The sequence below is a fragment of the Candidatus Electronema sp. TJ genome, assembly GCF_048287355.1.
GTDB lineage: Bacteria > Desulfobacterota > Desulfobulbia > Desulfobulbales > Desulfobulbaceae > Electronema.
In genome coordinates, this window is the sequence record NZ_JBLWEP010000041.1 from 1 (window position 1) to 14,110 (window position 14,110).

The following is a 14,110-nucleotide window of genomic DNA, read 5'->3' on the forward strand; positions in this document are numbered from 1 at the left end:
GATATACATCCCGATCACATTGTCGCGGACTTTTTCGTTCTTTGAACGAATAGATTGTTTTTCTTCACTTCGGCAAGATTTTTTTCAGCTCGGAAGTCACAGTGTTCTTTGAAATGCCGAGATTGTTTTCTATGCCTCTGACACCGCTGCTGTTCAGAGTCCGGGTCTCAGTTTGTTCCTTCACTCCGGGTTTTCATGCGTTACAGCTGTATTCATTCTGAAAACTTCTTCCGCATTGATTGCAGCGGCAACGCTGTGTTCCGTTTTCACTCCGCCCGTTCCTCACAAGATCGTCGGCACCGCAGCGCCGACATCTGATTTAGATATACTCACAGAAATATTAACAAGATTTGACAGTATTGTTTTAGCCTGTCTGTTGACATTTCTAATGCGAAGTGCTTTAATGAAGCAAGAAGGAGAAATGCTTTCTCCTTTTGACATACGTAGATGCAAAAAATATTTCTTCAAGTTGGACAATTCATGTTTTCCAGCAGTAAAAGCATGTAACTGTAAATTGATGGAGGCTTGATATGTGGAGGGAAACATGTTGCGCAGTGCTGTTGATCATGGCGGAGGCTGACGTGCAGGCCGAATTGCTAGTTGTTCCTGTTGCCAAGAAGGTGGCGATACATTGGGCAGGCCCATGGGGCGAGGATGTGGACTACAAGCAAGGCGACGGGGTGCAGCATCAGGGGAGCAGCTACCTCTGCTTGCAGGCGCACACCTCATCAGCTGGCAATGTCCCGCCGGCAGCGGCATACTGGAGTCTTATGGCTGCCAAGGGAGCAGCAGGAACACCGGTTGCTGACATGCGCTGCCCAAACGGAGAGAGTGTCGTAGGATTCACTTCAGGTGTGCCTCTGTGCACCTCTGATCTGACCGCCCGGCGGGTCTTTGTGACTGCCGCTGTTGTCACAGGGAGCATAGGCGGCCTGCCAGGAGGCGACGCGCTCTGCCAGAGCGAGGCTGAGGTGGCCGGTCTTGGCGGCAAGTACATGGCCTTTCTGAGCAACGGGGTTGAACCAGGCAGCACTGTCGAGTGGATCAGCAGGAATGTGCCGGACGTGGCATATCGTCTGCCGGATGACACTGTAGTTGCCGACAGCACGGCAGAGTTTCTGTCAGTCAATCACAGCGCAGCGATCAACCGCACTGCCAATGGAGCGGTTGTCGGCGGCGACACCAGGGTCTGGACAGGCTATGTTCATGACAGCGGCAAAATGATCTCGCAGCCTGATCCAGCGACAAACTGCTCCGGCTGGACTGCTGCCATAGCTTGGACTGGGGGATCGAACGGCGACGCAACGAGAAGCGATTATGGCTGGTTCAACTCATACGGCACCTACTGCACAGAATCGCATCATCTCTACTGCGTGCAGGTGCCTGCTGCGGCAGCACGTTAAGCGGCGCAGCGAGGGTGGAACTCATTGCCCAACTTGCCTGCGCAGCTGAACCCAGCCGCTTGACGCATGGAAAACGTGCCGTTTGGCATTGTGTTTGAAACCGCATAGGTCAAAGGCGACCATGCGGTTTGCTGCATTTGCACTTGCAGCCTGTTCGCCGCCGAAAGCAAGGCCGCAGCTTTGAGCTGTTGTCATTGCCTGATACGGCTTGACCGCTGCGCGGCACCTTGTTCGTCAACGGGCCTTGCTCAGGCTGACTGCGGCGGAACCAGCGGCGTTCCTCAAGATCAGCCTGTCATCCTCAGTGTCCCAGCGGACAGCGGAGCGCAAGGCGGAACGGAAACGCTGCTCCTGCATCATGATGCCGTCCGGCCTGCGGCAAAGCCTTTTCGTGCTGGAAAGCGGACTGATGCTGAGGGTTTTTCTTTCGGCAGATGCTGTGTAGCTGCCGAAATAGCGGTTGCAGCCTGCTGAGCCGGAAATTCTCCTGTCAGCACCGAAAGAAACACTGAGCGACGTGCCTTCCAAGAGACTTGCTCCTTCCACATCGATCACTCTCCACGTTCCTGTCAGCTCGTGCCGCTGCCGGATGAATACCGCTGTTGACACCCCGGCGGCGGTCTTCAGCCTCAGTTTGTTCCCGGCGATGCGGTAGCTGTCCGCGCTCCCCAGCACCGCCATGAAGCTTCTCTCCAGAGCCATGATCTCTTCCGGCCTGCATTCCACTGCTGACTGTATCAGTTCGCCGCCGATGTCGAATCTTCCAGCTCTTCCGTCGACAGCTCCTCTGTAGCCAACAGAATAGCTGTTGCAGCCTGATCTGCCGAAGACACGGCCTCCTTCAATATTCATCGTGATCTTGCGATCGGAGACTGGCGGTCTGCCGTTGAGCGTTTTCAGCAGCCAGCTGGTGCCGTCCAAAGATGCCGCCCAAGCTGCCTGGTCTCCGCCTCCAGCGCAAACAGCGAGAATCAACGCGGCGCATCCTGTCAATGCCTGCTTCCATCTGTTCTGCGATGCCATGTTCAGCTCCCATTGGTGGTTGGTTTGCCGTATCTGCCAGCGGAAGCGCAGTTCGGCTTATGAAAGCATGTTCATTCTTCTCATTCTGACCGCAAGGCAAGTTCACAGACACTCATGGCGGTGTCAGGCAGCCCTTTCAGTCAGCGTAGAGCAGGCTGCTGGTTCTGTCAACAGGGAAAGTTCAGCGGCTGTCCTTCACCCTCGGATCAAGCCAAGCATAGACAAACTCCAAGCTGATCATCACTGCCAGAACGAGCAGCGAGGAGCAGAGTGCCACGCTTTGAATCAGCGGCAGGTCGCGCAGGCGGATGGCGTTGAAAAGCAGGGTGCCAACGCCGGGATAGGAATGGATGCGCTCGACCACCAGTGCGCCGGTGATCATAAAGGCCAGCCGCATTCCGAAGCGCGTGACCAAAGGCAGCAGGCAGCAGCGGGCGGCGTGGACGTAGCGGATGCGGGCCGCTGACAACCCTTTGGCCTGGGCGGTGCGGATGTGCGGCTGCCGAATGACCATCACCATGCTCGTGCGGGTGAGGAGGAAGTTGCCGGGAAAATAGGCTATGAGCAGCGAGAGCAGCGGCAGAGCCGAATGATGGGCCACGTCTATGAGCCAACGGTGCAGAGGCAGCTCGGCGTAGGCGGTTTCCGCGCCGGAGGAAGGAAACCAGCCCAGCTGGAGCGAGAAGACCGCCAGCAGCAGCACGCCGGTGCAGATTTCTGGAACGCCGTCGAGCACGGTGCTGAAGGCGACCAAGCCTTTCTCCAGTCTGCTGTTGCGGCGTGAGGCGGCCTCGACTCCGGCGATGAAGCCGGTGCTGGCGGCGATGACATTAGCGGTGATCAAAAGGAACAGTGTCCACGGCAGGGCGTTGAAGAACAGCTCCGAGACCGGGGCCATGAAGGCGTGGGAATAGCCCCAGTCCAAGCGGGCCAAACGGAGCAAGTACTGGCCGAAGCCAGCGTTGCGGCTGTAATAGGTTTGCAGCTCCGCCAGCTGCTCCGCGCTGAGAACGACATCCTCCGAGCTGGCGTGCATCGCGGTGACGAAGTCGCCGGGCAGCAGCGCGGGCAGAGCATAGCTGAGATAGATCATCAGCAGGGCCGAGATGCCGCTGGTGAGCAGCAGGTCGGCCCTTGAACGCCCTTGGCGGCCAGCGCGGCGCAGCATCAGCGGATGAGGAAGAGCTTGTTCTGCGCGGTCGGCACGCCATTGCCCACGCCGCCCGGAGTGTACTGCCACTGCACTCCCTTGGCTGGGTTGTAGGCGGACATAGAGCGGGGATAGTACAGCGGCAGCGCAGGCAGCTCGTCCGCCGCAATGCGCTGAATCTCCCAGACCAATTGCCGCCGCTTCTCCTTGTCCATCTCGACCACTTGGGCAGCAAAGAGCTGCTTCAGCTCCGGGCTGACTTGCGCACGGGCCGAGTTGATCGAGCCTGTGGACTGCTCGTCGCTGATCAGGCGGTTGAGCAGAATCGGATCGCCAAGCAGGCCGCCGTGGCCGGAAATGGCCAAGTCGAAATCCCAGTTCATGATCCGGCTGTCCGCCGTGGTCTTCTCCTGATTCTGCAAGTCCACCTTGATCCCCGCTTTCTCCAATTGCTGGCGGATGATCTCTCCGTCGCGGTCAGGCCCGCCCATGGCCGAATTGAGCAGGCTGACTGTCAACTTCTTGCCGTCCTTGCTGAAGAAGCCGTCCGCGTCTTTTTGATAACCGAGCTGGGCGAGCAGCTGTCCGGCCTTTTCCGGGCTGTATTCATAATCCGGGGTCTGCGGGTTGTAGAACTCATGATCCGGCGAGAGCAGGCCGCAGGAACCGGGCGTGCCGAAGCCCTGATGGCCCTTGTCGATCAGCTCCTGCCGGTTGACAGCGTGGGCAAGAGCGTGGCGGAAGTCCTTGCTGCTGAACGGCTCCTTGCGCAGGTTGATCATCAGTTTCTTGTTCCAGCCGCGCTTGTCTTCAATGATGATCATGCCCTTCTGCCGCAGGGTCTCAGCCATGTTCGGCTCAATCCCGACCAGATCGGCCTTGTCTGTCATCAGGGCGAAGAGCGGATCCTCGGCCCGGACATAGATCAGGCGGTCTGCCTTGGGACGGCCCTGATAATAAGCGGCAAAGGCCTCGAAGAGGTAGCTGCCTTTGACCTTGTCAAAGTTGACGAACTTGTACGGCCCGGTGCCGGTGAAGCTGTCTGCGGCCTCGTATTTCTTCGGATCCTCGACCTTGCTCCAAACATGCTCCGGCAGAATGGGCATGGTCTCCATGAAGGAGAGGAAGGGCGCGTATGGCTCTTTCAGCTTGAACGTCACCTGCTGCGGCCCAGTGGCTTCGCAGGACTCGATCTTGTCCAAGCGGATCCAGCTGTAGGGATGCTGCTGCATATACTTGACGGTGAAAACCACGTCCGCCGCCGTGAAGGGCTTGCCGTCATGCCACTTCACGCCCTCGCGCAGGGTGAAGACCCAGCTCGTACTCTCCGGCTTGTATTCCCACGCTGCGGCCAAGGCTGGAGTCAGCCCTTTCTCGTCCCGCCAGATCAGGCTGTCAAAGACCATGCTCATGCGAACGAAGCCCGGCCCGCGCGGATAATGCCGGTACGGCGTGGGATACCCCCAGTCGCCGCCGCCGCTGTCCGCGATGCGGATTTCTTTGACCTGCGCCGCCGGAGCAGGATTGATCCAGAAAAGACATGCTGCCAGCAGGGCCGCCGCCCGCAATGTTCGCCTCATTTTCCGCCGCCTTGTGGTGTTTTTTACAATTCATGCGCCCTGCTCTTCTTTGCGGCAGGGCCTGTTTCGTTGCAAGGGCTGCTCAGTTTCTTTCCCGGACAGCCCATTTTTCAAAAACAGAGACGGAGCATCATGCAATGACCATGCGCTGTCATTCCGGCTGAAGGGAGAAATCTCCTCAGGATCATAGGATTTCTAGCTCCGCTTGAAATGCCGGATTTCCTGCCCGGGATGCCGTGTTCCACGCTTCATTCGCCCTGTCTCACGCTTCATCTGCCTCATATTACGCTTCGGATGCCCTGTCTCACGCTTCATTTGCCTCATATGAAGCTTCATACGCCTCAACTCACGCTTCATCCGTCTCATATTACGCTTCGGATGCCTCATGTCACGCTTCATCCGCCTCATATGAAGCTTCATATGTCTCAACTCACGCTTCATCTGCCTTGTTTCAAGCGTGGAACGGCGCGTCTTCAGCCTGCTGCGGGGCATTTTCGGCCCGCCGTTTTTTATCTTTGGCGATGAGCGGAGCGGGACAGCGTCGGAGCGTCATAAACATGACCCTGAGCTGTCCCTTTCAGCCGCAGGGAGGAATTTCCCGCACTGTTTCTAACGAGAATGGGGCAAAAGATTTTTTGCCCCTGCGCGCATGCACAGCTCAGCTTACCCTTATGCAAGAGTTCCAGTTTTAAAAAAAAGGCCGCCTCTTTGTCATTCGGCGGCCATGAAGCGAAAACCTGCCGCGCTGCGCTCACCAGCCGCGCGAATAGTCTGGCGCGCAGTCCATGCAGAACTGCTTGCCCTCGTGCAGGCGGATGTTGCGCTCGGAACAGGTCTCGCCGCACTGCTCGCAGGTCACGTTCTTGAAGACGCAGGCGCGGTCGGGCAGGCTGTAATCCGGCTCGCTGAAGGCGAACAGCTCCTCGTCCGGCAGGCTGAGGATTTCTTTCTTGAGCAGCTCGCGGTCGATCTTGTCCCGGTCAAACTTCTTTTTCATCACCACCCGGAGCTTTCTCCCTTGCGAGCGGACAAAAAAGCTGAAAGCGTGCTTGCCCCGGTCACGGCAGATCAGATTGCCCTTGCCCAAGGTGCAGCCGGTGAGCTGCTGCACCGCGTCCAAGCCGCAGGCATCGTTCTCCGTCACGCAGACGATGTCCTCATCTGCGGAGAACTTCACGCCCAGCCGCTGCTGCGCCGCTTTGGCGATCCGGTAGCCGATGGCTAAGCCCGGACACTCATGGCCATGAAAGGCTATGCACTGCTCCCAGTCGCTGCTTTGCTGTGCTGCTGACATTGCTTCTCCTTTGTGAAAAAAAGTAAGGGCAGACCTGCGCTGCCTGTCTGCCTTGGATGATTTTCAGAACCAGATGTTTCTGACGGAATTGAACATGGTGTAGATGCCGACGGCAGTGATCATCACCGCGCTGGCAATGCCCATTTTCCTGGCGAGGTTGAGATTCTCGTTGATCTTGCCGGTCAGGCGGCGGCTCTGCGAGAGCAGCACGCCGATGGTGATCATCACCAGCCCCAGCCCAAGGCTGAAGAAGAGGGTGACGGTCAGCCCTTGGCCGATCTTGCCTGCGCCGATGGCGATCAGCAAGGTGGCGATGGCTGCCGGGCAGGGAATGATGCCGCCGGACATGCCGAGCAGAAGCAGCTCCAGCTTGCTGGTCGGCTTGGCCGCAGCAGCGGCGGCAGGCTGATGATGGCTGCAGCTGCGCCCATGCTCATGGTCATGATGCGGATGCTCGTGGCAGCCTCCATCTCCATGCTCATGAGGATGGGCGTGGGGATGCAGATGCTCGTGCGCATGATCGGCAGCATGGGGATGCTCATGGCTGTGCCCGTGGTCGTTGTCATGCGCATGGGGATGGGTGTGCGGATGCGGATGCTCGTGGCTGTGGCGGTCATGCGGGTGATGATGGTGATGGCCGCCGAAGAGATGGAAATGGCCGTGGCCTGCGCCGGAGAGCCGCTGCCGCAGCATCCAGATGCCGACAATCAGAATCATGGCGGCAGAGGCCAGGCCCAGCCAGTTGTGCAGCGTCTCGTCTGAATAGCGTTTGGAGAGCATCGCCGCCGCAAGGCCGAGCAGGATGACGCTGAAGGTGTGGGTGACAGTGACAATGGCACCGAGCATAACCCCGTCCCAAGCCCGGCCTCTGGTGCCGACCATGTAGGCCGCAATCAGGGTCTTGCCGTGGCCGGGTTCAAAAGCGTGCAGTGCGCCAAGGAAAATGGCAGTGGAATACAGGGCGAACAAGCTGGTCATGAAGGGTCTCCTTTTTTTTGTTCAAAATGGGACAGAATCGTTTCATGACTTAAAACATATTGCCGCCTGCCTGCGCAATAGTTTTTTCGCCTCATTTTTACAGGGTGAACAACCTGCGAGCCGGGCAAGACCGCTGCTTCCCTTGGCAGGTGAGGTGTCAAGGACGGGGGGATAAAGCGGCTTTTTTTGGTGCGGGAGACAGACCGCTGGAGCTGGCAGCCTATTCTTCAAATTCATAACCAATAAAACCTCATGCTGTCTTCAAGAGCAACATGCCGGGCAGAAAACAAGCCGGTCTGTTTTTTATCTTGACAAAAAAGGTGCGTTCCAACTACATAGCAGACGGGACACGAGAAGCAGGCGCAAGCGGCGCAGAATATCTCCGCCTTTGACAGGCAGAAGGAGCTGGCATGGCCATCACCCTCAGGCAGTTTGAAATTTTCATCGCTGTGGCGGAAACCACCCAAGTGACCAAGGCCAGCAAAATGCTGTTCCTAACCCAGTCAGCGGTCAGCATGGCCTTGGCCGAATTGGAAAACCAGCTCGGCGGCCCGCTTTTTGACCGGCATGGCCGCAGCCTCCTCCTCAACGACCGTGGCCGCTACCTGCTGCCTTTGGCAAAGAAGGTTGTTTTTCAGATCAAAAATATCGAGGCGCTGCTGACGGAGCAGAAAAGCTCGGTTGTCGGCTCGCTGGAGATCATCGCCAGCTCGTCCATCGGCAATTACGTTCTGCCCTATCCGGTTGGCCTGTTCATGCGGATGCACCCGGATGCGCGGATTAACATGCTGGTGGCCAATACCCGTCAAGCTGAACGGCTGGTGGCTCAGGGCGTGATGGATATGGGCTTTGTCGAGGGGGAGGTGACGGAAGAGGCCGTGCGGCGGATTCCGTGGTTTGTTGACGAGATGAGGGTGATTGTCAGTCCATCGCATCCCTTGGCGGAGCAAGATGTCTTCCGCGTGCCTGAAGACTTGGAGAAGACAGTCTGGGTGCTGCGCGAGGAAGGCTCCGGCACTGCGGAGATTTTTAAAAACCGGCTGGGCAATCACGCCGCCCTGCTCAATGTCGTCACCCGCATGGGCCACACTGAGGCGATTAAAAAGGCGGTCGAGGCGGGCGTGGGCGCATCCTGCCTCTCCGAGCTGACCATCTGCCGCGAGACAGAACACGGCTGGCTGAAGAGCTTGGCCATCGAGGGGATCAGCACCCGGCGGCAGATATCGATCATCCAGCACCAAGACAAGCAAAACACCCGCCTGATGGACGAGTTTCTCAGCTTCTGCGGAATGATGGCTGAATGGGGTCTGAGCCGGGAATATTTGTCCTCCCCGCAGCGGCTGGACGAGCTGCTCCGGCAGGCGGCAGGGGCGGCAGCAGGAGACCGCTCCTGAAGCTCAGAGGGCGGCGGCGATGGCTCGGCTCAGCTCCTTGCGGCTGAAGGGCTTGGCCACAGCGGCCCGGAAGCCGTAACTGCGGTAGTCGGCCAGCACCGGGTCGTTGGAATAGCCGCTGGCCACGATCAGCCGGGCTTTGGGATCCTCCGCCAGCAGCAGGATGGCTGCCTCCTTGCCGCCCATGCCGCCGGGGATGGTCAGATCCATGATCACCAGATCAACCGGTCTGCCGTCTTCGCGCAGCTTCCGGCAAAGGCAGACTGCCTCCATGCCGTCCGCCGCCAACACTGCCTCATGGCCCAAGGAAAGCAGCTGGATCTTGGCCAGATTGCGCAGCATCTCGTCATCGTCCATCACCATGATCAGCAGGGGGGACTTTTTGGCCGTTTCTGTCTCGTGCCGGGGAACCTGCGCCGCCGCCGGGCTGCCTGTCCGCGCTGCGGGCAGGTAGACAGAAAACACCGTGCCGCAGCCCGGCTCGGACTGCGCCGCTATCCAGCCTTCGTGCTTCTTGACCACAACATGGCAGATCGCCAGCCCAAGACCGTTGCCGTCCGGCTTGGTGGTGAAGTAGGGGTCAAAGATTTTCTCCATGATCTCCGGAGGGATGCCGCCGCCGGAATCTTGGATGTTGATACGGACAAAGCGACCTTGGCGCAGCCCCGGCGGCAGGGCATCTTCCTTCTCTCCTTCGACATTGGCGCAGCGGATATGAATCCTGCCGCCCGCAGACATGGCCTGTTTGGCGTTGAGGATGATGTTCTGCACCACTTGGCTGATTTGGCCGCTGTCCGCCTCGATCAGCCAGAGATCGTCAGGGAAATCGTAATCGCAGAACACCGGCGAGCCGTGGAGAATGAAATCCGCCGACTCGCGCACCAGCTCGGCCAAAGCGGTGGCTTCCCGCACCGGCTCGCCGCCCTTGGCAAAGATCAGCAGCTGGCGGGTCAGTTTGGCCGCCCGTCTGGCCGCCTTGTCTGCGTCCGCGAGCAGGCTGGCGGTCTCGCTGTCCTCTGTTCTCAGACGGAAAGAGGCCAGCTCGATGTTGCCAAGGATAGCGGTGAGGATGTTGTTGAAGTCGTGGGCGATCCCGGCAGCCAACAGGCCGACAGACTCGAGCTTTTTGACCTTGATCATCTCCTCGATCATTTTCCGCTCGCCAGTCACATCGCGGAAAACAATCACTGTGCCGATGATCCGGCCTTCTCGGTCGCGGATTGGTGCGCAGCTGTCAGCGACGCTCAGGCGGCGGCCATCTTTACGGATCAAGACGGAGCACTTGTCCAAGCCCTGCCCTGCCGGACTGGGACAATGCTGGCCGTCCCCTTCCTCAGTGGTCAGCCGGAAGACTTCGGCTGAGGGCCTGCCTGCGGCCTCGATGCTGTTCCAGCCGGTCAGCCGCTCTGCCACCTGATTGCAATAAACCACGTTACCGACAACGTCAGTGGCGATCACGCCGTCACCGATGGAATGCAGGGTGACACTCAGACGCTCCCGCTCTTCCTCAGCCCGGCGTTCGGCCTGCTTCAGCTCAGTGATGTTCCGGCAGATGCCGATCAGGCCAAGCGGGCTGCCGTCCGGGCCGATGTACGGGCTTTTCAGAATATCGTACAGTGCTGCCGCGCCGTCTATGCCGCTCAGTTCTTCCTCGCTGCGTTCCGATGCGCAGGCGGCCAGCAGAGCCTGATCCCGGCTGCGGAAAGACTCTGCCGCAGCCGCAGGCAGCACGGCCTCATCGGCCTGCCCCAAGATATCCTGAACCTTTTTGCCAAAAAAAATCTCGAAAGCTTGGTTGCAGCCCAAGTAGCGATTTGCCGTGTCTTTAAAATAAATAAGATCCGGGATGGAGTCGAGCAGTGCCTCCAGCATGATCTTCTGGTGGCGCAACGTCTCTTGGGCCGCCTTCAGCTTGAGGGTTTTCCGCCGCAACTTGAGCTGGGTGCTGATTCTGGCTAAAACTTCGGCCTGCTGGAAGGGCTTGGTGATGTAGTCCACTCCGCCGACGGCAAATCCTTCGATCTTGTCCTCGACGCTGGCGAGGGCTGTCATGAAGATGACCGGAATGTCGGCGAGTTCCGGCCTCGCCTTGATCCGGCGGCAGGTCTCGAAGCCGTTCATCTCAGGCATCAGCACGTCCAGCAGAATGACATCCGGGGTGAAATGGGCGAGTCCGGCTAAAGCCTGTGCGCCGCTCTGGAAGATGCGGAGTTCAAAATCCTGATCCTCCAGCAGGGAAAGCAGGACTTTCAGGCTGGCGGGTTGGTCATCCACAATCAGGATGATATCTTTCATGTGGTCGCTCATGTGCGCTCGGTCAGACTGATGATCTGATTTAGCTGAAAATTTTCGGCCAGCTCCTCAATTTTGGCGGCAAACGGCCTGCATCGCCCGCTTTCGGCCTCAGCCAGTGCGGCAGCTTTGCGGCGCAGACCGGCGATGTCGCCGGTGCTGGCCAGCGCGGACAGCTCATCTAAAACTTCCGGCGGCGGCCAAGCGCAAACAGGCACATCCGGGACAGCCTCTCCATCCGGCCATGTCACGGGAATGGCGAGCTGAGAGGCCAGCACCGCCAGCAGATCAGCAGCGGAAAAGGGCCGAACAACGCAGGCGGTGAAGCTCTCTGTCTTTTGCACCTCCGCCGCATCCTCGGCAGAGACAACCGCTATCACTGGAATGTCCTTCAGCTCTGCCCCGTCCATTTCCGGCAGGTAGAAATCCACCAGAACCGCGTCGGGCTGGAACTGACCGCAGGCTTCAACGATCTGGCTGCGATCGGCCAGCTCATGAATCTGGAAGCCTGCTGCCTCCAGAATGTCGCGCAGCACGGCCCGATGGCCAATCTTATCATCCACAATCAGGATTCTCTGTCGGCGGCATATCTCAACGGGTAGATCAGCTTCTGTGCCATACAAGGCCTTAACCTCAACGCTGAAGAAGAAACGGCTGCCCGGCCCTTCGCCCCGCAGAGGGTTTTCTTTGAGCGGGCTGAGCACTTGCAGCTCGCCGCCCATCAGGCGCACCAAAGTGCGGCTGACAGCCAAGCCCAGCCCGGAACCTTCAGAGTGCTGGAGCCGTCCCGCGTTCTGGCGGAACGGCTCGAAAATCTTCTGCTGTAACTCCAAGGCGATGCCTGGACCTGTGTCCTCGACGCTCACATGCAGCACCGTCCTGTCCCTGTTTTGGCCCGGCTCGGCATGGACATGCAGGACACAGCGGCCGTGGCGGGTGAATTTGACCGCATTGGAAAGCAGATTGAGCAAAACTTGGCGCAGGCGCAGCTCGTCCGCTTCAATCACCTCAGGCAGGGAGGAATCCGGCTCATAGATCAGCTCAAGCTGTTTGAGCTGCGCCCGGCTGCGGCTGATCTCGACAATGCCGCTGAGGAAGGACGGCAGGCGGAACTCCCGCATCACCAGCTCCATCCGCCCTGCCTCGATGCGGGAGAGGTCGAGAATGTCGTTGATCAGCATCAGCAGCTGCTCGCCCGACTTGTGAATGGTGCGGAGGCTGTTGAGCTGCCGCTCGTTCAAGCCTGTGTCTGCCAACAATATCTGGGTGTAGCCCAGCACGGCGTTGAGCGGAGTGCGCAGCTCATGGCTCATGTTGGCTAGGAAAACTGACTTGGCGTGATTGGCCGCCTCGGCCAGCTCTTTGGCGGTGCGCAGCTGCTCTTCAGCCAGCTTGCTGGTGTTGATGTCAAAAAGGATGCCCGCCGCCCGCAGTGCTTTGCCCTGCCCGTCACGCAGAAAGACCCGTCCCGCGCCCAAGACCCAAACCGGCTGGCCGGTTCTGCGCCGGAGCCGGTGCTCGGCCATGAACAGCGGCGCACGGCCCTCCAGATGCGCGGTCAGCTTCCGCATGGTCTCGTCCTTCTCCGGCTCCAGCAGGGCGTTTTCCCATGCCGAAACATGAGACGGCAGCTCGTCCGGCCGAAAGCCGAGAATCTCCCCCCAGCGTTCATTGCAGACAATTTCGCCGCTTTCGACATTCCAGTCCCATGTGCCGAGATTCGCGCCTTTGACTGCCAGCTCCAGCCGCTCGTTGCTTTCGCGCAACGCCTCTTCCGCCCTCCTTCGATCAGTTATATCATGAATGATTGAATAGAGCAATGTCCGCTCTCCGTTTTGCAGAGGGCCGGAATAGATCTCCACGTCGCGCAGCTCACCCGAAGCCAGCCGGTGACGGAACAGGAAACAGCGTTGCTTCTTTTCCGCCGCCAGCGTCATGGCCGCCCGCACCTCCTCGGCAGACAGCTGGTTGATGTCCGTGATCCGCATGGAGAGCAGCTCAGCGAGACTGTAGCCGTAGTAGCGGCAGGCGGCCTCGTTGGCCTCCTCAATCCGCCCGGTTGCCGGGTCGATGATCAGCTTCACCGCTGTGTTGGTCTCAAAAGTCTGCCGGTAGCGCTGCTCGCTTTCCCGCAGCAGCTCCTCCTGGAGCTTGAGGGCGGTGACATCGTGGGCGACGAGGACTATCCCGCTGATTTCGCCGCTGTCCGAGGCGAAAGGATAGCAGGAGACATTCAAATGCCGCCGTCCTGCCGGCGGAAAATCAAACCAGCCTTTGTAGTGGATCTCCTCCCCGGCCAAGCAGCGTTCCAGCTTCTCCTGCATGTTCTGCCGCTCATAATCCGGGCCATGCAGCTCAGCCACTGTGCTGCCGATGATCTTCTGTCGCGGCTTGCGGAAGGCCTTGACGTAGGCGTTGTTCACCGCTTGATACACCAGATTGCGGTCGACAAAGGCCATCAGGTCATCGGCGGCGGAGATGATCTGCTCATAGCGGCGGAGCAGCTCGCTGGTCTGCTTGCGCTCGGTGATGTCTTCCTTGGTGGCGACAAAATGACTGATCTCTCTGCCAATGGAAAACACAGGCGCGATGACCACCGCCTCCCAGCGCAGCTGGCCCTTCTTGTTCCGGTTGAGCAGCTCGCCTTTCCAGACCCCGCCTGCCAGAATGGTCTGCCAAAGGCTCTGATACAGTTCCGGCGCAGTTTGCCCGGACTGAAACACGCTGGTTTTTTGTCCGATCAACTCGTCCGCCGCATAGCCGGTGAGCCGCTCTGTCGCTATGTTGACATAACCGATTCGTCCCTTGGTGTCAGTGATCAGAATGGCGGAAGGACTCTGCTCAACCGCTGATGAAAGCAGCCGCACCTGCCGGTCATGCTGGCGGATCAGCCCGGCCATCAGGTTGAAGGTTCTGGCCAAGGCGGAGAAATCAGCGGTTTTGCACTTCTCCTCCAGCGGCTGCCAGTCCTCGCTTTCAATAGCCTGCATGCCCGC

At 59.0% G+C, this 14,110-nt stretch carries 10 protein-coding genes; 2 read left to right on the top strand and 8 right to left on the bottom strand.

What is annotated here, in order from left to right; genetic code table 11:
* Positions 1-193: 193 nt before the first annotated feature.
* Positions 194-319: a transposase-like zinc-binding domain-containing protein gene (locus ACNKID_RS04895; protein ID WP_417912323.1), complete on the bottom strand. Its 126-nt coding sequence runs from the start codon at positions 317-319 to the stop codon at positions 194-196.
* Positions 320-530: 211 nt separating this feature from the next.
* On the opposite strand from ACNKID_RS04895, the gene ACNKID_RS04900 reads away from it, so the two are divergent.
* On the top strand, positions 531-1,403 hold the full coding sequence (locus tag ACNKID_RS04900; protein WP_417912312.1) for a carbohydrate-binding protein: 873 nt from the start codon (positions 531-533) through the stop codon (positions 1,401-1,403).
* Positions 1,404-1,637: 234 nt separating this feature from the next.
* On the opposite strand, the gene ACNKID_RS04905 is transcribed toward ACNKID_RS04900, so the two are convergent.
* The 5 genes from ACNKID_RS04905 to ACNKID_RS04925 form a co-directional block, all read right to left on the bottom strand.
* A complete protein-coding gene (locus ACNKID_RS04905; RefSeq protein ID WP_417912313.1) occupies positions 1,638-2,426 on the bottom strand; it encodes an META domain-containing protein in 789 nt (262 codons plus the stop codon).
* Positions 2,427-2,607: 181 nt separating this feature from the next.
* The gene (locus ACNKID_RS04910) at positions 2,608-3,594 is read right to left on the bottom strand and encodes an ABC transporter permease (protein WP_417912314.1); all 987 of its coding nucleotides are present in this window, start codon (positions 3,592-3,594) and stop codon (positions 2,608-2,610) included.
* Positions 3,594-5,156 (bottom strand): ABC transporter substrate-binding protein, encoded by a 1,563-nt coding sequence (locus ACNKID_RS04915; RefSeq protein WP_417912315.1) that lies wholly within the window; start codon positions 5,154-5,156, stop codon positions 3,594-3,596. The genes ACNKID_RS04910 and ACNKID_RS04915 overlap by 1 nt, the downstream gene beginning before the upstream one ends.
* Before the next feature lie 751 nt (positions 5,157-5,907).
* A complete protein-coding gene (locus tag ACNKID_RS04920) occupies positions 5,908-6,450 on the bottom strand; it encodes an FmdE family protein (protein WP_417912316.1) in 543 nt (180 codons plus the stop codon).
* A 63-nt stretch (positions 6,451-6,513) separates the two neighbouring features.
* Positions 6,514-7,428 (bottom strand): sulfite exporter TauE/SafE family protein, encoded by a 915-nt coding sequence (locus tag ACNKID_RS04925; protein ID WP_417912317.1) that lies wholly within the window; start codon positions 7,426-7,428, stop codon positions 6,514-6,516.
* A gap of 410 nt (positions 7,429-7,838) precedes the next feature.
* On the opposite strand from ACNKID_RS04925, the gene ACNKID_RS04930 reads away from it, so the two are divergent.
* Positions 7,839-8,822 (top strand): LysR substrate-binding domain-containing protein, encoded by a 984-nt coding sequence (locus tag ACNKID_RS04930; protein WP_417912318.1) that lies wholly within the window; start codon positions 7,839-7,841, stop codon positions 8,820-8,822.
* Positions 8,823-8,825: 3 nt separating this feature from the next.
* Here ACNKID_RS04930 and ACNKID_RS04935 read toward each other — a convergent pair whose 3' ends face one another.
* Together ACNKID_RS04935 and ACNKID_RS04940 are read right to left on the bottom strand one after the other, a co-directional pair.
* On the bottom strand, positions 8,826-11,117 hold the full coding sequence (locus ACNKID_RS04935) for a response regulator (RefSeq protein WP_417912319.1): 2,292 nt from the start codon (positions 11,115-11,117) through the stop codon (positions 8,826-8,828).
* A gap of 8 nt (positions 11,118-11,125) precedes the next feature.
* Positions 11,126-14,110, bottom strand: a 2,985-nt coding sequence (locus ACNKID_RS04940) for a PAS domain S-box protein (RefSeq protein WP_417912320.1), incomplete at its 5' end; no start/stop codon positions are given.

What these genes read in the sequence shown, in the direction of transcription:
- ACNKID_RS04920 (WP_417912316.1), bottom strand. Translation starts at nt 6,450, where the DNA reads ATGTCAGCAGCACAGCAAAGCAGCGACTGGGAGCAGTGCATAGCCTTT.
- ACNKID_RS04925 (WP_417912317.1), bottom strand. Translation starts at nt 7,428, where the DNA reads ATGACCAGCTTGTTCGCCCTGTATTCCACTGCCATTTTCCTTGGCGCA.
- ACNKID_RS04900 (WP_417912312.1), top strand. Translation starts at nt 531, where the DNA reads ATGTGGAGGGAAACATGTTGCGCAGTGCTGTTGATCATGGCGGAGGCT.
- ACNKID_RS04910 (WP_417912314.1), bottom strand. Translation starts at nt 3,594, where the DNA reads ATGCTGCGCCGCGCTGGCCGCCAAGGGCGTTCAAGGGCCGACCTGCTG.
- ACNKID_RS04915 (WP_417912315.1), bottom strand. Translation starts at nt 5,156, where the DNA reads ATGAGGCGAACATTGCGGGCGGCGGCCCTGCTGGCAGCATGTCTTTTC.
- ACNKID_RS04930 (WP_417912318.1), top strand. Translation starts at nt 7,839, where the DNA reads ATGGCCATCACCCTCAGGCAGTTTGAAATTTTCATCGCTGTGGCGGAA.
- ACNKID_RS04935 (WP_417912319.1), bottom strand. Translation starts at nt 11,117, where the DNA reads ATGAAAGATATCATCCTGATTGTGGATGACCAACCCGCCAGCCTGAAA.
- ACNKID_RS04905 (WP_417912313.1), bottom strand. Translation starts at nt 2,426, where the DNA reads ATGGCATCGCAGAACAGATGGAAGCAGGCATTGACAGGATGCGCCGCG.